The organism is Nocardiopsis halotolerans DSM 44410 (assembly GCF_000341065.1).
Lineage (GTDB): Bacteria > Actinomycetota > Actinomycetes > Streptosporangiales > Streptosporangiaceae > Nocardiopsis > Nocardiopsis halotolerans.
The window spans coordinates 1-24268 of record NZ_ANAX01000233.1; the positions used below are offsets into that span (position 1 = coordinate 1).

Below are 24268 nucleotides of genomic sequence, written 5' to 3' on the forward strand. Positions count from 1 at the left end.
TCGTCGTCCTCGGGGACCTCGTAGGGGTCGACGACGGTACGGCCGTTGGCGCCGTTGGTGGCACCGTTCCCGGTGGTCCCGGCGCCCCGGGTGGTGTCCCACGCCGAACCCGTGTCGCTCCACAGGTCCTGGCCGCTGGGCGGGTGCTCGTCCGAGCGGGTGACGGCGGGCTGGCGCTTGGGCAGGCCGCCCATCTCGCCGGGGCTGGTACCGGTCTCCTGGGTCTGCCAGGGGTCGGTGGGCTCCGCGGCCGCCGGGGTGGAGGCGAAGGCCGCCTCGGCGTCGGCGTAGGTGTTGGGCGCGCCCGAGGGGAGCTCGGGGCGGCCGTCCGCACCGCCCAGGGCGTGCTGGCCCTCGACGGGGGTGATCAACAGGTCCGGCGGGAAGGTGACGCGCGCGGTGGTCCCGCCGCCGTGCGCCTCCTCCAGGCGGAGCCTGATGCCGTGGCGGTGGGCCAGGCGCGAGACCACGAACAGACCCATGCGGCGCGAGACCGCGACGTCGATGACCGGCGGGGCGGCCAGGCGGGCGTTGATCGCCGCCAGGTCCTCGGGGGCCATGCCGATACCGCTGTCGGTGACGTCGACCTGGACGCCGCCGTCGTCGAGGGTCTTGGCGCTGACCAGGACCTCGGTGTCGTGCGGGGAGAATGAGGTGGCGTTCTCCACCAGCTCGGCGACCAGGTGGATGACGTCGTTGACCGGACGGCCGAGGACCGAGATGTGGGAGGGGGCGCGCACGTTGACGCGCTCGTACTGCTCGACCTCGGAGATGGCGCCGCGCAGGACGTCGACCAGCGGGACGGGCTGGGCCCACTTGCGGGTGTTGTCCTGGCCGGACAGGACCAGCAGGTTCTCGTTGTTGCGGCGCATGCGCGTGGCGAGGTGGTCCAGCTGGAACAGGTCGGAGAGGCGGTCGGAGTCCTGCTCGGACTGCTCCAGACCGTCGATGAGGCGCAGCTGCCGTTCCACCAGGGTCTGGCTTCGGCGGGACAGGTTGACGAACATCGCGTTGACGTTGCTGCGCAGGGCGGCCTCGTCGGAGGCCAGGGTGAGGGCGACGCGGTGGACGTCGTCGAAGGCGCGGGCCACCTCGCCGATCTCGTCGCGGGTCTCGACCTCGATGGGGGTGACCCTGACGTTCTCGGGGACCGTCCCGGCCTCCTGCATCCGGTTGATCGCGTCGGGCAGGTCGCGCTCGGCGACCCGGCGGGCACCGTCCTCCAGGGTGCGCAGCGGGCGCACCAGGGAGCGGACCACGAGGGAGGTCAGGACGAAGACCGCCAGGAGCACGACCACGACGATGAAGAGGTCCAGCAGGGCGCGGGCCATGGCGTCGTCGCGCAGTGCGTCGGCGTCGGCGGCGATGCCCTCGGCGATGCCCTCCTCCACCTTCTGGAGGCGGTCCAGGGCGGTGTCGGCGACCTCCCTGTAGTCCTCGGGGCCGTCGTTGGCGGTCACACCGGTGAGGTTGTCGTTGCGTTCGGCGCGGTACATGACGCGCATGCGCATCGTGGAGACCTGGCTGACCTCCAGACCCGTGAAGTTGGTGTCGAAGATCTCGCGCTGTTCCTCGCTCGCCGCCTGGACGAAGTTGGCGATCTCGCTCTCGTAGCGGGCGCGGCTGGAGTCGATGGCCTCGGCGATGCCGCCGGTCATCGTGTTGCGCGACAGGGCGTGACTCATCAGCGAGGTCTCGTACGAGAGCTGGTCGCGGGCGTTGGACAGCGCGGTCAGCGTCCGGACGCTCTCACGGAGGTTGGTGTCGCTGGTCTCGTCCGCCATCGTCTGGTTGAAGTCGGTCAGCGTGCGGGTGACCGTGCGGTACTTGGTGACGACCGGCAGGACGGTGATGCGGGTCTCGTCGACCTCGGAACGCAGGGCCTCCAGCGTGGAGACCTGGGTGCGCAGGTTGGACAGGCGGGACCTGGCGGTCTCGGTGTCCATCTCGCCCATGTCGTCCAGCCTGGCGGTGAGGGTCTGCTGGAGCTCGCGGGAGGCGTCGCGCTCCTCCTCCAGGCGCTGACGCAGCTCGTCCGACCGCCGCTCGGGGTCGGCGTTGTCGGAGATGTAGATCGAGCTGGCGCTGCGCTCGCGGCCCAGCTGGTTGGCCAGCTCCACGATGAGGACACCGACCTCGGCGCGCTCCTGGATGTGCGCGTGGGTGACGGTGGAGAACGCCGCCTCGTAGACCCGCAGGCCGCCGAGGGCGAGCGCCACCGCCGTGGGGATGACGATGAGGGCCACCAGTCGGGAGCGCACCCGCCAGTTACGTGGCCGCCACCAGTCGGCTCTGCGCTTGGGCGTGGCATCGGCATGTTCGGCCTGCGCTGCCTCGCTCTGCGCGCTGGCCCCGTTTTTCGTCGCTCGTGTCGACACGGACCCTCGCAACCTTTCGTGTCACCGCTTCGAGCGGCTGGTTGGAACCCCAGGGGCCGACCGCTCCGACCGAAGCACCTTCGGAAAACCGGTATAGACCACTGGGTCCACCGAAACCGGGAGCGGTGGGGAATGTGGGGAGATGTGAAGACTGTCCGCCGGACTCGCCTGGAGGAGAGGAGCCGCGCACCCGAAGATCTTCGTAGGTGCGCGTGCGGTGGATAGCGTACCAATGGGCGCGAAGGGCTCGCTTCGGCGGTTTGACGGCGATCGGCAAGATCATCTTCGGCTGCCCGGAGCCATAATGCCCACAATGTCGGCATTATGGCCAATTTGCCAGGTCAGGATGGGGACCGAAACCCCATCAGGGACCGAGGTAACTTTTTGGACACACCGCCAGCTTCCCCACCAACACCGCCCTGACATGACATCGTGACAAGACGTACACGCAGGTCCGGGGAGGAAGCAAGAATGCGTGCCTCGTCATGTCCTGAATCAGACACGCCTCGTGACAAGTCAGAAGCTCAGGGTTTCCGCAGGTCCTTCGCGCGCACCTTTTCGGTCAGCGCCGCACTCCCCGTGGGACTCGCGGTACTCCTCTCCCTCTCCGCCGCCGCGCCCGGCGGTGCCGACGTCAGCGGTGGCTCGGCGCTGGGCGACGTACGGGTGGAACTGGCCGAGCTGCGCGCGGGCATGGAGACCCTGCGGCAGGAGGCGCTGACGAAGATCGAACGCTACGAGGCCGAGCGCGAGCGCCTCGCCGAGCTGACCGAACGCAGCGAGGCGGCCGACGAGCGCGCCGGAGAGGCCGACGAGCGCGGCGAGGAGGCCCGCCTGGCCGCCGCCCGACAGGCCGCCCTCGCCTACATGGGCGGCGACCTGGGCATGGTGCGCGCCTGGACCGGACCGGAGGGCCCCGCCGGGATGCTCGAACGCGGCGCCTACCTGACCCTGTTGGGCGCGCACCGGGAGGCCGACGTGGAACGCGCCCAGGCCGCGGGGGTGGCCACGGACACCCTCGTGGGGATCGCCGAGGCCGCCGAGCGGGAGCAGGCCGCGGCGGNCGGGAGGAGGCGGTTCGGGCCGTCACCGACCAGGAGGCGGCGCTGGAAGAGCTGCTGGAGAAGCAGACACGGCTGGAGGCACGGCTCGCGGAGGTGCGTGACGCCCGGGCGGAGGAGGAGCGGCGCGAGGCGGCGCTGCGGGACGCGCGCGCCGTGAACTCCACCAACGAGGACAACGAACATCGGCACAACGAGGAAGAGAAGGAGGGCGCGGGCGAGGAACCCGTCGTGGAGATCACGGATCACGGGTGCACGGGGAGGAACGCGTTCTCCTACGCCAACGGGCGGATACCGGCGTCGGTGCTGTGTCCCCTGCCCCAGCCCGGCGAGCGGCTGCGGGCCGACGCGGCCGAGGCCTTCATCGAACTCGACGGCGCCTACCGGGAGGAGTTCGGGCGGCCGATGTGCGTGGCCGACTCCTACCGGCCCTACCACGTGCAGGTGCGCCTGTTCCGGGAGATGCTGCCCGGTATGGCCGCCAGGCCCGGGACCAGCCAGCACGGACTGGGCCTGGCCGTGGACCTGTGCGGGGGCGTGAACCGACTCGGCACGGTCGAGCACGAGTGGATGCTGGCCAACGCCCCCGACCACGGTTGGCACAACCCGCACTGGGCCCGGGGCGGTTTCGAACCCTGGCACTGGGAGTTCAGCGCCTGACGGGCGGACCGGGCGCGGGCGGTCCGGAACGCCGGGACGGAGCGTCGTCCACAGGCCGGAGCCCGCCCTGGCGCGGTCGTGCGTGTTCGCGGTTCACTGGAGAACGGGGGGTCACCCGGTCCCGCCGACTTCCGCATGCCCCCAGCGCACGGCGTACGAGGGCAGCGCACCCGACGGGGCGGGGAGGGCGCCCGGACCAACCGTCGCACCCCGTTCGGCCCCGGGAACCCCCGCCAGGCCGGGGATCCCCTCAGACCTGGGAGCCGACCCGGACCTCGAAGGAGCCCAGGACGTCGGCGTCCACGAACAGTTCGTCGTCGGCCTCGAGCGGCGGGGTCGCCACCGGCAGCAGCGCCCGCACCCGTCCGNCCAGGCCGCGCCCCAGCTCCCCGTCGTCGACCGAGGCGCTGACCGGCAACGGCTCCCCCGGTACCTCGTCGGCGGTGGTCAGCACCGGCCCCAGGCTCAGCTGCACCGGCCCTCCCTCTCCGTCCAACCAGAGGCACGCGGGTGTGAAGGCGCGCGCCCCGGCGACCGCGGCCACGCCCACGCGTGCCGAGCGCGCGTCGGGCGGCACCGCGTCGTCCGTGCCGCGGACCAGTTCGGGGCCGATCTCCCACACGTCGTCGCCCGCCCGCACCGACACCGGGTCCGCGGGCACCACCGGGGCACGCATGCGCGCCTCCAGCTCGACGATGATCTCGATCGGCTCGGCGACGGCGCGCGCGTGGGCCGCGGCCAGGGTGTCGGCGCCCGCCTCCAACAGGTCCATGAGGGGAGCGGGTTCGGGAACGCCCAGCACGTCACCGTCGTCCAGGGCTCCGACGCGCTCGCTCCCGCCGCTCGGCGACAGGTAGGTCACCCAGCGCATGTGCTTCTCCTTGTCCACGTCCACCGCGGAGGGGTTCGTCCAGCGCGGAGGGGCTCCTCAGAGCGCGGCGGTCGGGCTGTGTTCCTTGCCCGTCCCGGCGCACCCGCGGCAGGGCTCGTCGACCCGCAGCCAGACGATCACCCCGCTGCCGTCGCGGTGGGGCCGCTCCGGCCGCCACCACCCCGTGCCGGAGCAGAACCGGCAGTCGACCCCGTCCTGCTCGCACCATCCGCACGAGGAGATCGCACACCGGCTGTGTGTCGGTTCCCGGTCCATGCGCTCCCACCGTCTCACGCGAAATCGCGACCAGCCTTGCACAGTGGTCACGTGCGCGTCCACCCGTGGGGGCGGGTCACGGGCTCAGCCGGACTCGCGTACGACCAGACGGGTGTCGAGCATCACCGTCTCGGTGTCCACCGCGCGCGGAATCGCCACGTCCACCAGCAGGCGGGCCATCTCCTTGCCCATCTTCACCGAGGGCTGGTGGACGGTGGTCAGCGGCGGGTCGCTGTGCCGGGCCATGACGCTGTCGTCGTAGCCGACCAGGGCGACGTCCCCGGGCACGCTCAGGCCGCGTGAGCGCAGCACGCGCAGGCCGCCGAGGGCCATCATGTCGGAGGCCACGAACACCGCGTCGGGCTCCAGTCCGGTGTCCAGCAACCGCTCCATCGCCTCGGCTCCGCCGTCCACGCTGAAGTCGCCCTGGACGACGAGCCGCTCGTCGACCCCGATCCCCGCCGAGGCCATGACCTCGCGGTAGCCGCGCAGCCGCTCCACGCCCGCGTTCATGTCCTGGGGGCCGGTGATGGTGGCCACGCGCCGACGGCCCTGGTCCAGCAGGCGCCGGGTGGCCGCCCTGGCCCCGCCGATGTTGTCGATGTCGACGCAGTAGGGCGCGGGCTGGTCGGGCGAGTGGGGACGGCCGCCGTGCACGACGGGCAGACCGGCCTCGAACAGGCGCGCCGAGAGCGGGTTGTCGCCGTGCAGGGACACCAGCAGCGCCCCGTCCACGTGGAAGCCGCTGAGGTAGTCCCCCACCCGCTTGTGCTCGGCCTCCGTTCGAGCCGTGGTGAGCATCAGTTGGAGGTCGCGCTCGTGCAGGACCGTGCTCACCCCGCGGATGATGTCGGGGAAGAACGGGTCGTCGAACAACCGGTCCCGGGGTTCGGACACGACCAGGGCGATCGTGTCGGTGCGCCTGGTGACCAGGGTGCGCGCGGCCTGGTTCGGGCTGTAGCCGAGTTCGGCGATCGCCGTGTGCACGGCCTCCCGGGTACGCGGGCTCACCTGGGCTGACCCGTTGATCACACGTGAGACGGTGCCGCGTCCGACCCCGGCGCGCTGCGCCACCATCTCCAGGGTCGGACGTTTCCGACCACCACCGCTCTTGGCCACTTCGAGGCTCCTCTGGAATCGTGTGCCGCCGTCCCGGGCACTCCTTCCCGGAACGGCGGCGTGTTCGGCGGGCATCCTCGGTCGTACCCGCACCGAACGGCTGGGTGGGGTGCCCCGTGAGACACCCCACCCTCGTCCGCGGTTCGCCGGACCGACGCCGCGGTCCGGCGGCACAATCTAGCGCTCGGGGAACCGTCCCGTCTTGGCCAGTTCGGCGTACCAGTGCCCGCTGTCCTTGATGATCCGCTGCTGGGTCTCGTAGTTGACGTGCACGATGCCGAACCGGCGGGAGTATCCCCACGCCCACTCGAAGTTATCCAGAAGCGACCAGGCGAAGTACCCGCGCAGGGGCACCCCGGCCAGCACCGCCTCCTTGGCGGCCCTCAGGTGGCCCTCGTAGTAGTCGATGCGGTCGGTGTCGTTGACCTCGCCGTCCTCGGTGACGGTGTCCTCGAAGGCGCAACCGTTCTCGGTGACGTAGAGGTCGATGCCGCCGCTCTCCCCCGCCAGGCGCGTGAGCACGTCGTACAGGCCGGTGGCGTCGATCTCCCAGCCCATGTGGGTGACCGGCAGGCCCTGCGAGACGTGCACCTCCTCGGGTTCGGCGCCGAGCCAGGCACCGCCCTCGCCGCTGACCAGCGCGGGGTCCAGGCCCTTGGCGGAGGCCGCGACGAACTCGGGCGAGTAGTAGTTGACGCCCAGGAAGTCCAGCGGGGCGGAGGTGATGGCCAGGTCACCGTCGGCCAGGAAGGAGAAGTCGCTGATGCCGGCGAGGTCCTCCTTCACGTCCTCCGGGTAGCGGCCCTTGAGCAGGGGGTCGGTGAAGATGCGGTTGCGCACGCCGTCCGCGCGTCGGGCCGCGCGCGCGTCGGCGGCGCTGGGTCCGTGCGGCCGGATGACCGCCTGGTTGTGGGCGAGGCCGACCCGGGCGGGGTTCCCGGTGGAGCGGATCGCCTCGACCGCCAGGCCGTGGCCGAGCAGCAGGTGGTGGGCGGCGGCCAGGGCCGCGGCCGGGTCCCTGTGGCCGGGCGCGTGGTGGCCGTTCTCGTAGCCGAGGAAGGCCGAGCACCAGGGCTCGTTGATGGTCATCCAGTTGCTGACGCGGTCGCCGAGGGCGTCCGCGACGACCTGGGCGTAGTCGCGGAAGCGGTAGGCGGTGTCGCGGTGGGGCCAGCCGCCGGCGTCCTCCAACGGCTGGGGCAGGTCCCAGTGGTAGAGGGTGGCCCAGGGCTGGATCCCGGCCGCCAGGAGCGCGTCCACCAGGCGGTCGTAGAAGTCGATTCCGGCCTGGTTCACCGCGCCGGTGCCCTCGGGGATGATCCGCGGCCAGGCGATGGAGAAGCGGTACGCGCCCAGGTTGAGCTGGCTCATGAGCGCGACGTCGTCGGCGTAGCGGTTGTAGTGGTCGTCGGCGGGGTCGCCGGTGTCTCCGCCCAGGATCTTGCCGGGGGTGTCGGCGAAGGTGTCCCAGATGCTCCGGCCCCGGCCGTCCGCGGTCGTGGCGCCTTCGATCTGGAACGAGGCGGTTGCCGCCCCCCAGAGGAAGCCCTCAGGGAAATCGTTGCGGTTGCTCACTGCTTGTGTACGCACCTTCCGTGACGAGGGGACATCGTTTTGGGAGCGCTCCCATAAAGGAAACAGAGAAGTACTTTGATGTCAATCAATCTCGATCGAAGTGCCTGGCACCGCAACCCAACCGTTACGGGAGGCAGTGGTGGCACCGGGGTCCCGGAGGGCCGCCGGGGTCCCGGAACGGGATCCGGACGGCCCTCCGGCGTCCGTCAGCGCCGGGACAGCCTGCGCACCATCAGGTCACCGAGACTCTGCGCGGCCTGCACGATGACGATGAGCAGGATGACGGTGGCCCACAGGTAGTGGTCGTTGAAGCGCTGGTAGCCCTCGCGGATGGCCAGGTCGCCCAGACCGCCGCCACCGATGGCGCCGGCCATCGCCGAGTAGGAGATCAGGGTGACCACGGTCATCACCAGACCGGCGATGAGGCCGGGGAGGGCCTCGGGCAGCATCACCTTGCCCACGATGGTCAGGCGCCGGGTCCCCATGGCGTACGCGGCCTCGACGACCCCGCGGTCCACCTCACGCAGGGAGGTCTCCACCAGGCGGGCGAAGAAGGGGATCGCGCCGATGCTGAGGGGCACGATCGCGGCGGTGGGACCCAGGGTGGTGCCCACCAGGAGGCGGGTCAGGGCGAGCACCGCCACCATCAGGACGATGAACGGCAGCGAGCGGCCGATGTTGACGACGGCGCTGAGTGCGGTGCGCACGGCGGGGGCGGGGATGAGGCCGCCCCTGTCGGTGACCACCAGCAGCACACCCAGCGGCAGGCCGACGAGCACGCTGACGAGGGCCGACCACAACACCATGTAGAGGGTGTCCAGGGTGCTCAGCCACAGGTCGGGCCACATGGCGGGCCAGGCCCGGACGAACGCCGCGACGGAGTCCCAGGCGCTCGCGTTCTCGGCCGCGGCGGCGAGGGTGAGGGTCACTTTCCGGCCTCCTCGACCAACAGACCGTTCTCGGACAGGTAGGCGAGGGCCTGCTCCCGGCGGTCACCGCGCAGGTCCACGCTCAGACGGCCGACGGACTGCCCGGCGACCTCCTCCACACCGCCGCCGAGGATGTTGACGTCCACGTCGAAGCGGCGGGTGAGCTCGGACATGAGCGGTTCGTCGAAGGATCGCGGATAGGTGACGTAGACCGTGTCCGATCCGCTGTGCGCGGGCAGCGGGAAGAGCGAGCGCGCCAGCAGCGAACCGGGGGTGGCGATGAGGTCGAGCACCCGGCCCGACTCCCGGAACCCGCCGTCCTCCATGATCGCCGCGGAGTCGCAGATCCGCTTGATCACGTCCATCTCGTGGGTGATCAGCAGGATGGTCAGGCCCAGTTCGTCCCGCAGGCGGCGCAGCAGGGCCAGGATGGACTCGGTGGTGTCCGGGTCGAGCGCGGAGGTGGCCTCGTCGCTGAGCAGGACCTTGGGGTCCGAGGCCAGCGCGCGGGCGATACCGACCCGCTGCTTCTGGCCGCCGGAGAGCTGGGAGGGGTAGGCGCGCGCCTTGTCGCCGAGCCCCACGAGGTCGAGGAGCTCGCCCACGCGCGCGCGACGGCGGGCACGCCCCACGCCGGAGACCTCCAGGGGGAAGGCCACGTTGCCCGCGACGGTGCGTGAGGACAGCAGGGCGAAGTGCTGGTGCACCATGCCCATGCCGCGCCGGGCGGCCCGCAGCCGCGCACCGCGCAGCGCGGTGAGCTCCTCGCCCGCGACCCGGACCGTTCCGGCGTCCGGGCGCTCCAGGAGGTTGACCGAGCGCAGCAGGGTGCTCTTGCCCGCGCCGCTCTGGCCCACGACACCGAAGATCTCGCCGGGTTCGACCCGCAGATCGACCCCCCTCAGGGCGGTCACCCGGTGCTTCTTCAACCTGTAGGCCTTGTGGAGACCCACTGCCTCAATCACGGTCTTCCCATCGACGTCTCGTCGGCCGCGGACAGCGACCGCCACCGCACGGTGGTGCCCGTCGGGGACACGGTGGTGGCTCGGTCGCGCGCAGGGGCCTTCGCTTTCCCCACTCAACCACGGGGAAACGGGTTGAAAAGCATGGATCATCCCTTGTGACCGGGTTATATGCACCACATCAGGGTCCTCGTCGCAAGACGGGTTCGTCCCCTCCCGACGGAACCCCCGCGCGAGTGCCTACACTCATGACCGTCCCGTTACTCTCACCCCCTGACCCAGGCGCGTACGAGAGACCGGGGGGCACGGCCGCTCGGACGAGTGCGCACCGCCCGGGAAACGATGAGAAACAGTGCCCGTTCCGCTTCCGTGACCGAAGCCGCGCGGGTCCAAGGAGCGACCACACCGTGCAGTCCGACGACCTGAGCCGAGTGGACGATTTCGCCGACTTCTGGGCTCCCGATCCCCCCGACCGCACCTGGGCGGAGCACGCCCGGGCGCTGGCCGGGGTCCTTGCCGGGGTCCTGCCCGGAGCCCTCTCCGCCTCCGTCCGCCCCGGTCGGGCGCGCGTCGCCGCCCTCGCGACGGCCATGCTCGGCACCCTCCTGTTCCTGCCCCAGGGCACGGCCGCCGCCGTGCCTCCGCCCAGGGAGCCGGAGAGCATGAGCGACCTCCAGGCACGCGCGGACGCCCTGAGCGAGGAGTACAACGGCGAGTTGCGCGACATGGAGGGCGTCATCGCGGAGGCCGAACAGGCCCAGGAGCGCGCCGACGGCACCCGCGAGGACGTGGAGGAGGCGCGCGACCAGGTGCGGGCCCTGGCGGTCGCCACCTACACCAGCAGCGGGCTCGGTCTGGCGATGTCGCTGTTCGTCGAGGCCGAACCCGACGAGGTCGTCGACCGGGCGGTGGTGATCGACTACCTGTCCACCAGCAACCAGGACAAGATCGAGCGGCTCCAGGCGGCGTTGGAGCGCGACGAGACCGCGCGGGAGAACGCCGAGGAGCAGCTGCTCGAGGCCGAGGAGGACCTGGAGGAGCTGGAGGGGCGCCGCGAGGAGGTGCAGCGGATGATCGCCGACCACCCCGTGCAGCCGATGGGCGGCCCGCTCAACATCACCCCGCGCACCGAGCAGATGCGCGAGTTGGTCATCGACGAGTTCGGCGAGGGCGCCGACGTGGGCGGCGTGGGTTGTTACCGGGCGGTCGGCGGCTGGGTGGTCGGTGAGCACCCCAAGGGCCGCGCCTGCGACTTCATGCTGGACCCCAACGGGACGATGCCCTCGCAGGAGCAGATCGACCGCGGCTACGCGATCGCGGAGTGGGCCCAGGCCAACGCCGACCGGCTGGGGATCATGTACATCATCTACCGGCAGAAGATCTGGGACATCCGCCGGGGCGACGAGGGCTGGCGCGCCATGGCCGACCGCGGCGACATCACCCAGAACCACTTCGACCACGTGCACATCTCGATGTTCTGAGGGGGGATCGGCCCCCGCCCGCAGGAGGGCCCGTCACCGGCGGGCCCGTACCGCGGCGTTCCCCTCCGGGAGGGCGCCGGCCGGGAGCACCGGGCGCCCGGGTGACCGGTTCCGGCCACACGGAGGGCCTTCGCTCACCCCACACGCCCGGCCCCGAGCGGACGGTGACGAGAGGCTCCCCGGGAGCGGGCCCACGGCTCCGGGAGGGCGCCGCCGAGGCGGCGCCCATTACCCCGGATCCTCTCCAATCGCCCAGGAATCGCCATCACGATTGCGTCACGTACGCGATGAGCTCGCGCACAACCGACACAAAACAGTGACGATTCGCTCCCCTACCCATGGTCTGACCTGCCCTCGGGGCGCTCCCCACAGCTAGGATGCAACACGTCCCGGATCGGCCCGCAGGAAGCCCCCGGCCTCCTCCGACCCTCCGTGGTCGGCCCGCCCGATCCGCCGGAACCCCCTGACGGACACGGGGAACACCCGCCCCACGCCCCCGCCCTCGCCCGCGGAACGGCGGTAGCGGCAGGTGCGCCTCCCCCACACGGTTCCCGTGCCCCTCCCTTGGACGGGTCGGACGGGAAGTCGTGAGAACCCACCGGCGCACACACGCGTCCCAGACAAGACGGTCATCACACACGGGCGAGGGGAGCCATGAGCGAAAACGGACCTTACAACCAACCGCCGCACAACCCCTACGGCGGAGGGGACAACAGTGGGGGCCAGCCGCCTTACGGCCCTCCCCAGGGCGTTCCCTACGGTGACCAGGGCACCGGCGGCCAGCCCGGATACGGTGGCCCCGCGGGTTTCCCCGGTCCCCAGGAACAGCAGATGTACGCGGGCGGCCAGCCGCCCTACGGCGGCGGCCCCGGTTACCCCCCTCCCCCGCCGCAGCAGCCCCAGGGCGGCGGTAAGGCCGGCCTGTGGGTCGTGATCGGCGGCGGCGCCGTGATCATCGTCCTGGTGATCGCGGTCGTGGTCATGCTCGTCACCAACGGCAACGGCGGCCAGCAGACCGTCGCTCCCGAGCCCGGCCCCACCCAGGGCGGTGAGGAGACCACCGACGGCGGCGGTGGCGGCGGCGAGGGTGGCGGCGAGGAGACCGACACCGAGACCGACGCGGCCCCCGCGGGCGAGCCCCCCTACGCCGTGCCCACCGAGCCCTGCACCTCCTTCACCGACCAGGTGGTCTCCGACTTCCTGCTGGAGGACCAGGGCGACAAGTACGTCCAGGAGGAGAGCTCCTCCTGCGAGAGCCTGAACGGCGCCGCCCCCGAGGGCAACCCGGAGGGCACGTGGGGAAGCCTGAAGATCAGCTACGGTGTCCCCTACTCCGCCGCCGACTCCGTCGAGGCCGCCACGGCCGACTTCCAGAGCTCCGTCCAGCAGCTCAACGGCGAGGGTGAGTACAACACCTCCTACGAGGCCGACAACGTCGAGGCGAACGAGGAGCTCGACCTCGGGGACGAGGCCCAGTACGTCCTCACCAAGTACGACTTCCTGGGCAACGACATCCCCGAGGCCACGGTGCTGATCCGTACCGCCAACCTCAACATCAAGGTCCAGTACCAGGTGCACCCGCCCTTCGGCGAGGAGGACGACTCCGAGGACCTGGTCATGCCCGAGAACATCGGGGAGATCATGGCCAACGCCGGCGCCGAGGCTCTGGCCGCGGTCGGCAGCTGACCGATCCGTACACGAGGGGGCCGCGGGCGTTCGCNACCGGGCCCCGGCCGCTACGCGCCCGGCAGGTCGGCGCGCACCCTCCGGGCCGCCTCCACCATGTTGCGCAGGGCCTGCTCGACCTCGGCGTAACCGCGCGTCTTGAGACCGCAGTCGGGGTTCACCCACAGGTTCCCGGCGTCGACGTGCGCGACCATCAGGCGCAGCGCCCCCTCGATCTCCTCCACCGGGGGCACCCTCGGGGAGTGGATGTCGTACACGCCGGGGCCGATGCCGCGTCCGCGGCCACGGCCGCCCAGGTCGCGCACCAGCTCCATCCGGGAGCGTGCGGCCTCCACACTGGTGACGTCGGCGTCCAGGGCATCGATCCCGCCGACGATCAGCCCGAACTCCGAGTAGCACATGTGCGTGTGGATGACCGTGGACGGCGACACCCCGGAGGTGGCCAGGCGGAAGGCGCTCACCGCCCAGTCCAGGTACTCCCCGCGCCGTTCCTCGCGCAGCGGCAGCAGCTCGCGCAGGGCCGCCTCGTCCACCTGGACGTGGCGGATACCGGCGCGCTCCAGGTCGGCGACCTCGTCGCGCAGCGCGAGGCCCACCTGGCGGGCGGTCTCGCCCAACGGCTGGTCGGTACGCACGAACGACCAGGCGAGCATGGTGACCGGCCCGGTCAGCATGCCCTTGACCGGCCTGTCGGTACGCGACTGGGCGTAGGCGGTCCACTCGACCGTCATCGGCCCGGGACGCGAGACGTCACCGAACAGGATCGGCGGACGCACGCACCGCGAACCGTAGGACTGCACCCACCCGTTCTCGGTGGTGGCGTAGCCCTCCAGCCGCTCGGCGAAGTACTGGACCATGTCGTTGCGCTCGGGCTCGCCGTGCACGAGCACGTCCAGGCCGATCTCCTCCTGGAGCGCGACGACCCGGTCGATCTCCTCGCGGAGCATCCCCTCGTAGGCGTCCTCGGCCAGCTCTCCCCTGCGGTACGCGGCACGGGCGCGGCGCAGTTCGCTCGTCTGCGGGAAGGAACCGATGGTGGTCGTGGTGAGCGGGGTGTCCGTGGGGAGGCCGCGCTCCTGGGGCCGTTCGTAGGCGCCCGGTCCCAGGGCGTCGAGGCGGGCTCGCACCCGCGCGTCGGTGAAGGCGGGGCCTCGCGCACCGCCGTTCCGGTCGGCGTACTCGGCCTCGACCCCCTCGGAGAGCACGCGGGCGAGCAGGGCCACCTCCTCGGCCTTCTGCCTGGCGAAGGCCAGGGACCCGTGCAGTTCGGGCGCCAGGGAGGTCTCGGCGTCCAGGTCCAGGGGCACGTGCAGCAGGGAGCAGGAGGTGCTCACGGTGAGCTCGTCGGCGAGGGCGAGCAGGGTGCCGAGCCCGGCCACGGCGGCGGGGACGTCGGCGCGCCAGACGTTGCGTCCGTCCACCACACCCGCCACCAGGCGGGTGCCGCCCAGCCCGGAGACCTTCACCAGGTCGTCCACGCCCTCATCGTCGGTGACCAGGTCCAGGCCCACGGCCTCGACCGGGGAGTCCTTGAGGACGCGCAGGGCGGCGGCGCCGACGGAGCCGAAGTAGGTGGAAACCAGCAGGGAGGGGCGCTCGGTGAGCGAGCCCAGGCGCTGGTAGACGCGTTCCAGGTGGCCGACCGCGGCGCGCCCCTCGTCGGTGGCCAGGATCGGCTCGTCCAACTGGACCTCGGTGGCGCCCGCGGCCCGGAGGTCGCCGAGGAGCTGGGCGTAGGCGTCCAGGAGCTGGTCGAGCAGCTGGAGGGGTTCCCATCCCCCGGGGGCCTCGTCGGCGGCCTTGGACAGCAGAAGGAAGGTGAGCGGTCCGAGCAGGACCGGTCGGGTGGGGAAACCGGCCGCGGCGGCCTCGCGGAACTCGGCTACGGGCTTGTCCCCGACCAGGCGGGGACGGGTGCTGGGCGACAGTTCGGGGACCAGGTAGTGGTAGTTCGTGTCGAACCACTTGGTCATCTCCAGCGGCGGGGCTCCCTGGTCGCCGCGGGCGAGCGCGAAGTAGCGGCGCAGCTCCTCGTCACGGTCCCCCGCCGCGGCGGGCGGGGCGAAACGGGAGGGGACCAGGTCGAACAGGACCGCGGTGTCCAGGACGTGGTCGTAGTAGGAGAACGTGTTGGACGGGATGTCGTCGATCCCGGCCTCGCGCAGCTGGGCGTACACGCCCCGGCGCAGGTCCGCGGCGACCGCGTCCAGCTCCCGGGCGGTGGTCGCGCCCCTCCAGTAGGACTCGCTGGCGCGCTTGAGCTCGCGGTCGGGACCGATCCGCGGGTAGCCGTGCACGGTGGAGCGCACGGAGGACCGGGACGCCCCTGGGGACGTGGCGGGCGTGGGGGTGGACATGAAGCTTCTCTCCCTCGTCGAAAGCCGGGTACCGGCCACGAGGCGGGTGAGAGCGGGCACACCGACGGACGCGCCGTGGGCGCGCACACCTGCCACCGCCCCCGGCCCTCCCTCGGGGCGCGGGACCACCGGCGGCACCGGTGCACCGCCGGGTGGAGGCAGGTCTTCGGACTCGGGGGCGCGGACGGTGCGGACACCGTTCCTGCCTACTGGCCGCCGCTTCCCGGTTTCCGACCCTTCCGACCGGATGACCAGTGCCTATGGCGACGTTCGTTCCCCCATACCGCTGCGGGGCAGTCCCGGATTCGCACCGGGTTCCCTCTTGCGACACGCTCCCGCCGCTCCGGGCGGGGCCCGGACCACGGGGTGGAGCATGTACCTTCCACGCCTGCGAGTATAGGGAGAGCCCCCTTTCGCCCCTGCATCCGGCATGCGGCTCCATGCGCCTGGCCGCGACAGGCGAACTCCTGTCCCCTGACCGGCGTCACACCCGAATGAAGCGTTACGTGGGTGAGCTCCCCCTGGCTCCCCGCGGACGTTCGTCTGATCGATGAACGTGGAGAATCCCTGGTGAAGAAGCGCCCTGACCCCACCATGCGAGCGGACCACCCCCTGATCACCACCGTGGTGGCGCTGGTGGTCGTGGCGGGTCTGGTGTTGTTGGCGACCCGCTCGTCCGGCGAGGCCCCGCAGTCGGGTGGTGCCCCGGCCCCCGTGGAGGAGTCGCCGCCCCCGGCCTCCGGTGAGCCCCACGGGCTGACCGTGGTGGACGCGGCGGACGTGGTGGGCGTCGAGGAGGCCGAACTCGCCTACGACGGGGGAATCGACGTCTCGGTGACCTACCCGGTCATCCCCAACGCCGCGCCGCTGACCGACTTCCTCGAGCGCGAGCTCACCGACGAGGTGCACGCCTTCGAGGCCGCCAACCCCGGCGCGGCCTCCTTCGAGGCGGAGTGGAACCTGACCGCGGCGGGCGACGGCCTGCTCGGGGTCCGCATGACACGGACCGAGACCGACTCCGAGGGTTCCAGGGAGGGGTACACCACCTACTGGTACGACACCGCGACCGCGGCGCACCATCCCTCCAGCGCCCTGGTCGCCGGGCAGCGGGAACTGGAGGAGCTCAACGGCCTGGTGCGCGAGAGCGTCGGAAACGGGGACGGTGACGGGAGCGCCGCGAACCCCGACACCATCCACCCGATCAGCTCCCTGTACGACTCGGTGGGCTTCAACCCGGACGGGGACCTGGTGGTGGAGTTCGACGCCGGACAGGTCGCCCCGGCGGGCGAGGGCCGCATGTACGCGGTGATCGACGCCGAGGAGGCCGAGGGGCTGCTGTCCGACCTGGGACGGCACGTGCGCGACGTCGCGACCGTGGGCGTCGAGGACTTCGCCATCGCCGCCCCGCCCGAGGCCGACAAGGACGGCCAGGACGAGGGCGGCCCCGTGCCGGGTGGACCGACCGCGGTGAACGAGGACGTCGACTGCTCCGCCCCCGAGACCAGGTGCGTGGCCCTGACCTACGACGACGGCCCCGGCGCGCGCACCCCCGAGCTGTTGGACGCCCTGGCCGAGTACGACGCGCGGGCCACCTTCTTCGTCACCGGCCGCCCCGTCATGGAGCACCCGCACACCGTGCGGCGCGCCTACGCCGAGGGGCACGAGATCGCCAACCACACCCTGGACCACTCCGACCTGGCCGGTCTGGGCGAGGGCGGCGTGCGCCACGAACTGGACGTGGTGCAGGCGCTGGTGTACCGCGAGACGGGGCACACCATGAACCTGATGCGACCGCCGTACGGCTCCACCGACGAGGGCGTGGCGTCGGTGACCGCGAACATGGGCCTGGCGCAGATCCTGTGGAGCGTGGACCCCCTGGACTGGAAGGACCGTGACGCCTCGGTCGTCCACGACCGGGTGATGGCGGGCGCCTCGGAGGGGGCGATCATCCTCATGCACGACATCCACGGGACGACCATCGACGCCTCCCGCACGATCATCCGTGAACTGGACGCGCGCGGGTACACCATGGTCACGGTGTCCCAGCTGCTCGGAACCACGACACCCGGTGAGGTCTACGTCGACGGGGTCCCCGACGACGCCCCCGAGGAGGGCACGGAGCCGTCCGAGGACGACGAACCCTCCGGCACGCCCTCCGACGAGGCTTCCGAGGAGGCCTGAGGGCGCGGCGTCCCGGCGGTGTCGACCGGCCTGGAGGAGAATGTCGCCGGGAGCGCGTCGGAACCGATCCCGGGCACGTTCCCCGTCCCGTGACGGTGACCACATGTGGTCACCGTCACGGGACGGGGAACGGCGTCCTCTATGTTGCTCCCAGCAGCAGCCGCGTCAGCTGTACTGAGGGATGAGGGAGCCCGGTGTTGTCGTCGACTCGAATCCACCCGAGCAGGACCGTCCCCGCCCCGGGCGGTGGGACACGTCGGCCGTGGAGAGGCGGACCGTGGTGGCCGGGAGCCGCACTGGTGGCGCTCGTCCTGTCCCTGACCGCGTGCGGCGACGAGGGGATCGTCGGGATGGGCGAGGACCAGACGCTCATGACGGTGGTCCTGGAGCAGCCGGGCGACGGGGTCACCGAGTGGCGCGGTGACGCGGGCGACTTCGAGGACCATCCGTACCAGCCCGAGGGCCTGCGGATCGACGCGGGCTACCCGGTGTTCGAGGGGGCCGACGCCTTCGCGGAGGAGCTCGCCGCCCAGGTGGACCAGGAGGTGCGGGACTACCGGGGGGCCAGCCGCGAACCGGTGAACCTGAGCATCGACTGGCAGGTGGTCGCCGCGGGGAACGGGGTGCTGGGCGTGCGCCTGGTGCGTACCGAGGAGGACTTCCAGGGACTGCGCCAGGCCTACGGGACGTACTGGTACGACGTGTCCACCGGCCACACCGCCTACTCCACGGAGCTGCTGGCCGACGACGCGGCGTTGGAGGAACTCGACGGGATCGTCCGCGAGGAGTTCGCCGACGACGAGCAGGTGGACGTGCGGGGCCTGCACCCGGTGATGCGCACGTACGACTCGATGGGGTTCAACACCGACGGGGACCTGGTGGTGGAGTTCGACGACGGACACCTGTCCCCGACCGTGGAGGGCCATCCTCCCTCGTCCGAGCCGGGCCGCAAGGTCGCGGTGGTCCCCGCCGAGGAGGCCGCCCCGCTGCTGTCCGACCTGGGCGAGCGGGCGCGGGAGGCGGCCCTGGCGGAGGAGCCCGTACTGGCGGTGGAGGAACCCGCCACCGAACCCGAGACCACGCCCGAACCCGCACCGGAGGTGCCCGGGGTGGTCGAGGCCGGCGACCCGGAACTGGACTGTTCCGAGGACAGGTGCGTCGCGCTGACCTTCGACGACGGCCCGAACGAGACGACACCGGCGCTGCTGGACCTGCTGGCCGAGGAGGAGGTGTCGGCCACCTTCTTCCTCAACGGCCATCCGACCCTGACCCGGCCCGGCGTGCTGCGGCGCGCCTACGCCGAGGGGCACGAGATCGGCAGCCACAACCACCTGCACGAGCACATGCCGAAGAAGTTCGACGAGAAGGAGCTGGTCCACCAGGTGGCCGCGGTGAGCGCGATGGTGCGCCGCCAGACGGGGCACACCGTGGAACTGTTCCGGCCGCCGTTCGGCGACAGCTCCCCGGAGGTGCTGGCGGAGATCGGCAGGCAGGGCATGGCCGAGATCCTGTGGAGCCAGGACAGCGAGGACTGGACCGGCCTGAGCCGCGACGAGATCGTGGAAAGCGTGGTGGAGCAGGCCGAGCCGGGCGCGGTGGTGCTGCTGCACGACACCATGGCACCGACCCTGGAGGCGGTTCCGGAGATCATCGAGCGGTTGCGCGAGGACGGGTACGCGTTCGCGACCGTCAGCCAGGTCTACGACGGCCCGGAGCCCGGCGAGAGCTACCCGCCCGAGGGGCTGACCTCACCCGTCGGCTCCTGAGGCCACGGGGCCCGGCTAAGACCGCGGGCCGCTGGTGGCCCGGCACACGCGTCGGCGCCCGGCGGGGGCGTCCCCGCCCGGCGCCGAACCGGTCTCAGCCGTTCGCGGCCACCGCCGCGGAACCCGGTTCCCTCCCGGGCGTGGCCGGGACGTCGGCGCCCACGGCCTCCCCGATGGAGCGGTAACCGGCGGCGCGGACCATCCGGGCGAGGCCGCGGTGGATGCGCCGGGGCCAGAGGGGCCCGCCGTAGATGAGTCCGGTGTAGCCCTGCACGAGGGTGGCTCCGGCACGGATACGGGCCCAGGCGTCCTGGGGGGTCTCGATGCCGCCGACGGCGATCAGGGTGACCCGGTCGCCCACGCGGGCGCGCAGGCGGCGCAGCACCTCCAGGGAGCGCCGCTTGAGGGGGGCGCCCGACAGACCGCCCGCGCCGGCGGCCTCCACCTGGGCGGTGGAGGCGGCCAGTCCCTCCCGGGAGATGGTGGTGTTGGTGGCGATGATGCCGTCGAGGCCCTCGGCCAGCGCGAGGTCGGCGACGGCGTCCACGTCCTCGTCAGCGAGGTCGGGGGCGATCTTCACCAGCAGGGGCAGCTCCGGACGACCGGCCTCGGTGAGGGCCTCGCGGACGGCGGCCAGGAGCGGGCGCAGGCGCTCCACGCCCTGGAGGTCGCGCAGCCCGGGGGTGTTCGGCGAGCTGACGTTGACCACCAGGTAGTCGGCGTAACGGGCCAGGCGCCGGGCGCTGAGGGCGTAGTCGGCGGGGGCGTCCTCCTCGGGCGTCACCTTGGTCTTGCCGATGTTGACGCCGAGCACGGGGCGGCGGGTGCCGCTCCGGTGGTGGAGGCGCTCGGCGACCAGCGCCGAACCCTCGTTGTTGAAGCCCATCCGGTTGACGATCGCGCGGTCCGCCACCAGCCGGAACAGGCGCGGCAGGGGGTTGCCGGGCTGGGGCTGGGCGGTGACGGTGCCGATCTCCACGAAGCCGAAGCCGAGCGCGGCCAGTCCGGCGGGGCCCTCCGCGTTCTTGTCGAAGCCCGCGGCGAGTCCCAGCGGTCCGGGGAACTCCCGACCGAGGGCGTGCACGGTCAGCTCCGGTTCGCGCGGCCCGAGCACCCTGCCCATGGCGTTGGCCACGGGGGGAAGGGCGGTCACGCCGCGCAGGGCGGCGAAGCTGAGCCTGTGGACCTTCTCCGCGTCCATGTGGCGCAGGACCGAGCGGAAGAGCATCTGGTAGAACACGGTCATCCGTTTCCGTCGCCCTCGCGCTCTGCGAGGAAGCGTTCGAGTTCCGCGCCGAGCTCGTCGGCGGTGGGCAGTTGGGCGTCGTCGTCGGCCAGCGGGAGCGTGGGACGTTCCTGGGGATCGGTCCGCGAGGACATGATGTCGTCGTACTGGCGCTCCAGGTTGGCCACGACACGCTGGACCTCCTCGGAGGAGGCGACCTGCTCGGCGATGTCGACGTCGGTGGTCGCGGCGACCTCCTCCAGCTCCCGGGTGGGCAGGGCCAGGCCGGTGGCCCCGGCCACGTACTCGACGGCGGCGATGGCCGCGCGCGGGTACTGGGACTGGGCCAGGTAGCTGGGCACGTGGATGGCGTAGCCCACGAAGTCGTGGCCGCTCTCCCCCAGCCGGTACTCCAGCAGCGAGGTGGCGCTGCCGGGCACCTCGACGCGGCCGATCCACGGAGTGTGGCCCTCCACCAGTTCGGGCCGTGTGGAGTGCGGGGTGACCGTGACCGGCCGGGTGTGCGGAACGGCCATGGGGATGCCGTGGGTGCTGATGGACAGCGTGACGGAGAAGTGGTCGACGAGACGGCCCACCGCGGCCGCGAAGGCCTCCCACTCGCGGTCCGGCTCCTGCCCGTGCAGGACCAGGAAGGGGGCGCCCTCCTCGTCGTGCATCCGGTACAGGGCGATCCTGGGCGCGTCGTAAGCGGTCCAGGTGTTCTCGACGAACGTCATCGTCGGGCGGCGCGACCGGTAGTCCACGAGGCGGTCGGCGTCGAAGGTCGCGACCTCCTCGGCGGGGAACCGGTCGAACAGCGAGGTGACCATCTGGCGTCCGGCGTGTCCGGCGTCCACGAAGCCGTCCAGACAGACCAGCATCGCCAGCCCGGCGACATCCTCGAAACCTGGGTGGAGTTCGTACAGATCTGCGGGGTCACGCACCGGGTTCTCGTCTCCAAAGCTGGTCGGGGCGCAGGGGCGTTCACGCGGCTGTCCAGCCGCCGGGGTACGGCCGGAACGGTCCGGAACCGCACCACCTGGGACGCTGTGTCCTGCTTATCCACAATACCGACCGGAGCTCCTGGGGCTGAGCCGAGAGGGCGCAACGTCCCCCACACCCCGCCGGAAGCCCCTCGCGGCCGGCGGCCCGCAAACCGGACCATGGGAGCACAGCATCCTCGCCCCGCCAGAAATTCCTCCCGTCCGGTGCCCCGGGGAGCGGCTCCGGCCGCGGCGGTCGCGCCGCCGCGGCCGTGACCGGGGACTCAGCGCAGGTCGTCCACCCTCAGGGAGCGCAGCCGGTTGAGGACGGCGGCGATCTCGAACCGGCGCGGCAGGACGTAGTCACCGCCGAAGTCGGCGCCGAGCAGGGTGACGCCCCTTCTGTCCAGGGCCTCCTCCAGGGAGTCGAGCGCCTCGGCGAGGGTGCGGGTGCCGTCCAGGTGGCGTCCACCGACGAGCTCGCGCAGGGCGAGTCCGGCGCCGGTGATCTGCCCGGGGTCGGCGAACTGCTCGATCGCGCGCACGTCGACGTCGTTCTCGCCGTACACCAGCACGTCCATGTCGCGGCGCTTGATCCGGCCCCTGCCCCGCGCGGTGTCGTCCACGGAGGCGGGTGCCACCACCCGGGCGCGCGGCAGGGTGAAGTCGGCGTCGACGCGCTCGTGGGCCAGCGCGCGTGCCTTCTCGGTGACGTCGTGCGGATGGTAGGCGTCGAGCATGATGACCTGGTCGGCGACGTCGAAGTAGTCGCCGCTGCCGCCCATGACCAGGACCGTGGAAACCCCGTGGTCGCGGTACAGGGGCCGGACGAGGTCGATGAAGGGGACCAGGGGCTCCCGGTCACCGTGCACGAGGGCCTGCATGCGCTCGTCCCGGATCATCAGGTTGGTGGCGGTGGAGTCCTCGTCCACCAGCAGCGTGTGCGATCCCGCCTCCACGGCCTCGCAGATGTTGGCCGCCTGCGAGGTGGATCCGGAGGCGTTCTCGGTGCGGAAGTCGCTCGTGTCGGCGCCGGTGGGCAGGTTGCGCACGAACGGGCTCACGTCCACGCGCTCGACCCCGCGCCCCTCCTCCGCACGGATCTTGACGGCGTCGTCCCTGGTCACCACGAGTTCGCGGCCGTCGCCGGGCACGTGGTCGTAGACACCGCGCTCCAGGGCGTGCAGCAGGGTGGACTTGCCGTGGAAGCCACCGCCGACGATGAGGGTGATGCCCTCGGGAACGCCCATGCCGCTCACCGTGCCGCGGTGCGGCAGGTCCACGCTGACCCGCAGGCTCTCGGGCGCCTCGAAGGGCACCGCGCCCCGGGCCATCGGCTCGTCGCTGACACCACTGCGCCGGGGCAGGACGGCGCCGTCGGCGACGAAGGCGACCAGCCGCCTCTCCTCCAGTTGGGAGCGCAGGGCGACCGTGTCCGCGACGGTGTCGGCGAAGGCGGTGGCCTCCTCGGTGTCGATCTCCTCCCAGTCCAGGTCGTCGACCAGGTCGGGCAGGGTCCGGCACAGCTCGCGCTCGGCGGTGCGCCCGTCGATGCGGCGGCCGTGACCGGGCAGGTCGATACCGATGCGCAGGTCGATACCGCCGTCGGTGAGCTGGCAGGAGGAGCGCTCGATGACCTCCTGGCCGCCGGTGTCGATCTTGAGCAGCGATCCCCGCAGGAGTCTGCGGGCGCGTCGCCCCAGGTAGTCGGCGGTGGCGCGGCGGCGCACCGGATCGCCCCAGGCGCTCTTGGGGATACCGGTGTCAGGGACGAGCACGCGCACGCGCGAGGGCGGGGCGAAGGGGTCGGACTGGACGCGCTGCACGGTCAGGGTGAAGTCGCCGAAGTCCCAGTCGCCCTTGAGGGACTTGTAGCGCCCGTAGGACGCGCCGTCCATGCGCAGGAGTTCGTCGGAGAGCCGGGCGTCGTCGCGGACGCCGCGGATCGGCTCGGGCTCGGGCCTGCGACCGCCGCCCCCGCGGCCGCCCCCGCGGCCGCCACCGTGTCCGCCGCCCCCGCCGTGCCGGCGTCCCTGGCCGCCGCCGTACCGTCCGGTCATCGCTGCCCCCTGGGTGTGGCTTCTACTGCTACTCCGGCCAGGTTAGGTGTTTCGCGGACCCGTCGCAGAGGCCTGTGGACACGCGTCCGGGGCGCGCCGCCCTCCGGCGCCGGGCGTACGTCCTCCAGGCACAACGACATGGAGGCCCCGGAGTCGGTCCGCCTCCGCCAGGAGAACCCGCACCGGATCGACGAGCCGCGCGCGGTCTCCCGCTGGGGCGCGACGGGACCGCCCGCGGGGGGAACGGCCAGGCTCCGCGCTTCCGGGGGACGCCCGCCACGGCCGGTACGGCCGGTACGGGAAGGGTGCCGCGGCCCCCGATACCAAGGGGGCGCGCCGGGGGGCCGCGGCGGGCACCTCCCCGGGAGGGGTGGGGAGGTGCCTCAATCTCTGTTCTACCGGAACCGGGGGCGCGCTGAGGGGGAAACCCGGATTCCGCCACCAGTGCGTTCGCGGAAGGGCCGGGGAGGCCCGGCTCAGCCCGTCCCGGTCCGGTCCCGCGGACTCACCGCTCCGGGGCGGCGCGCAGAGCGCGGTCGTGGTCGTCGACGGGGTCGTCGGCCAGATCGCCGACGAACACCGCGACGAGCCGCCGCCAGCCCGGGTGTTCGACCACCAGTCGCTCACGGACCGCGATGATCTCCTCCTTGGCGGCCCACTGTTCCACGGCGGTGCTCCTTTCGACGGTGGTGACCAAC

The 24268-nt window shown here is 72.0% G+C and carries 16 protein-coding genes, 1 pseudogene and 1 riboswitch; of the genes and pseudogenes, 5 read left to right on the forward strand and 12 right to left on the reverse strand.

Annotated elements, in window-relative coordinates:
* Nucleotides 1–2261, reverse strand: a 2261-nt coding sequence (locus D455_RS0117655) for a sensor histidine kinase (protein WP_017572036.1), incomplete at its 3' end; no start/stop codon positions are given.
* A gap of 783 nt (nucleotides 2262–3044) precedes the next feature.
* Here D455_RS0117655 and D455_RS30855 point away from each other — a divergent pair.
* Nucleotides 3045–4099 (forward strand): annotated as a pseudogene (locus D455_RS30855) (M15 family metallopeptidase).
* 250 nt (nucleotides 4100–4349) lie between these two features.
* On the opposite strand, the gene D455_RS0117665 reads toward D455_RS30855, so the two are convergent.
* From D455_RS0117665 to D455_RS0117690, 6 genes are all read right to left on the reverse strand, one after another.
* The gene (locus D455_RS0117665) at nucleotides 4350–4970 is read right to left on the reverse strand and encodes a hypothetical protein (protein WP_026122725.1); all 621 of its coding nucleotides are present in this window, start codon (nucleotides 4968–4970) and stop codon (nucleotides 4350–4352) included.
* A 57-nt stretch (nucleotides 4971–5027) separates the two neighbouring features.
* Nucleotides 5028–5246: a hypothetical protein gene (locus D455_RS0117670; protein ID WP_017572039.1), complete on the reverse strand. Its 219-nt coding sequence runs from the start codon at nucleotides 5244–5246 to the stop codon at nucleotides 5028–5030.
* Between the two features lie 84 nt (nucleotides 5247–5330).
* Entirely contained in the window at nucleotides 5331–6365 is a 1035-nt protein-coding gene (locus D455_RS0117675) for a LacI family DNA-binding transcriptional regulator (protein ID WP_017572040.1), read from the reverse strand.
* Nucleotides 6366–6542: 177 nt separating this feature from the next.
* Nucleotides 6543–7940 carry a GH1 family beta-glucosidase gene (locus tag D455_RS0117680; RefSeq protein ID WP_017572041.1) on the reverse strand — a complete coding sequence of 466 codons (1398 nt, stop codon included), beginning with the start codon at nucleotides 7938–7940 and terminating at the stop codon, nucleotides 6543–6545.
* A 206-nt stretch (nucleotides 7941–8146) separates the two neighbouring features.
* The gene (locus D455_RS0117685) at nucleotides 8147–8869 is read right to left on the reverse strand and encodes a methionine ABC transporter permease (RefSeq protein ID WP_017572042.1); all 723 of its coding nucleotides are present in this window, start codon (nucleotides 8867–8869) and stop codon (nucleotides 8147–8149) included.
* Nucleotides 8866–9822 carry a methionine ABC transporter ATP-binding protein gene (locus tag D455_RS0117690; RefSeq protein ID WP_017572043.1) on the reverse strand — a complete coding sequence of 319 codons (957 nt, stop codon included), beginning with the start codon at nucleotides 9820–9822 and terminating at the stop codon, nucleotides 8866–8868. The genes D455_RS0117685 and D455_RS0117690 overlap by 4 nt, the downstream gene beginning before the upstream one ends.
* A 416-nt stretch (nucleotides 9823–10238) precedes the next feature.
* On the opposite strand from D455_RS0117690, the gene D455_RS0117695 reads away from it, so the two are divergent.
* Together D455_RS0117695 and D455_RS0117700 are read left to right on the forward strand one after the other, a co-directional pair.
* Nucleotides 10239–11312: a coiled-coil domain-containing protein gene (locus D455_RS0117695; RefSeq protein ID WP_017572044.1), complete on the forward strand. Its 1074-nt coding sequence runs from the start codon at nucleotides 10239–10241 to the stop codon at nucleotides 11310–11312.
* Between the two features lie 654 nt (nucleotides 11313–11966).
* Nucleotides 11967–12998: a hypothetical protein gene (locus D455_RS0117700; RefSeq protein WP_026122726.1), complete on the forward strand. Its 1032-nt coding sequence runs from the start codon at nucleotides 11967–11969 to the stop codon at nucleotides 12996–12998.
* Between the two features lie 50 nt (nucleotides 12999–13048).
* Here the strand turns inward: D455_RS0117700 and metE are convergent, their stop codons facing one another.
* Nucleotides 13049–15355 carry a 5-methyltetrahydropteroyltriglutamate--homocysteine S-methyltransferase gene (gene metE / locus D455_RS0117705; protein WP_017572046.1) on the reverse strand — a complete coding sequence of 769 codons (2307 nt, stop codon included), beginning with the start codon at nucleotides 15353–15355 and terminating at the stop codon, nucleotides 13049–13051.
* A gap of 160 nt (nucleotides 15356–15515) precedes the next feature.
* Nucleotides 15516–15676: riboswitch (cobalamin riboswitch) on the reverse strand.
* Between the two features lie 273 nt (nucleotides 15677–15949).
* Here metE and D455_RS0117710 point away from each other — a divergent pair.
* Both D455_RS0117710 and D455_RS0117715 read left to right on the forward strand, forming a co-directional pair.
* Nucleotides 15950–17536 (forward strand): polysaccharide deacetylase family protein, encoded by a 1587-nt coding sequence (locus D455_RS0117710; RefSeq protein WP_040684956.1) that lies wholly within the window; start codon nucleotides 15950–15952, stop codon nucleotides 17534–17536.
* A 197-nt stretch (nucleotides 17537–17733) separates the two neighbouring features.
* Nucleotides 17734–19302, forward strand: a complete 1569-nt coding sequence (locus D455_RS0117715) for a polysaccharide deacetylase family protein (RefSeq protein WP_026122727.1) — start codon at nucleotides 17734–17736, stop codon at nucleotides 19300–19302.
* A 94-nt stretch (nucleotides 19303–19396) separates the two neighbouring features.
* On the opposite strand, the gene D455_RS0117720 is transcribed toward D455_RS0117715, so the two are convergent.
* The 4 genes from D455_RS0117720 to D455_RS34575 form a co-directional block, all read right to left on the reverse strand.
* On the reverse strand, nucleotides 19397–20548 hold the full coding sequence (locus D455_RS0117720) for a quinone-dependent dihydroorotate dehydrogenase (RefSeq protein ID WP_017572049.1): 1152 nt from the start codon (nucleotides 20546–20548) through the stop codon (nucleotides 19397–19399).
* Nucleotides 20545–21471 (reverse strand): proteasome assembly chaperone family protein, encoded by a 927-nt coding sequence (locus tag D455_RS0117725; RefSeq protein ID WP_017572050.1) that lies wholly within the window; start codon nucleotides 21469–21471, stop codon nucleotides 20545–20547. Before D455_RS0117725 ends, D455_RS0117720 begins: the two co-directional genes overlap by 4 nt.
* 323 nt (nucleotides 21472–21794) lie before the next feature.
* The gene (locus tag D455_RS0117730; protein WP_017572051.1) at nucleotides 21795–23570 is read right to left on the reverse strand and encodes an ABC-ATPase domain-containing protein; all 1776 of its coding nucleotides are present in this window, start codon (nucleotides 23568–23570) and stop codon (nucleotides 21795–21797) included.
* A gap of 505 nt (nucleotides 23571–24075) precedes the next feature.
* Complete coding sequence (locus D455_RS34575; RefSeq protein ID WP_169552646.1) at nucleotides 24076–24237, reverse strand: hypothetical protein; 162 nt, start codon at nucleotides 24235–24237, stop codon at nucleotides 24076–24078.
* Nucleotides 24238–24268: the final 31 nt, after the last annotated feature.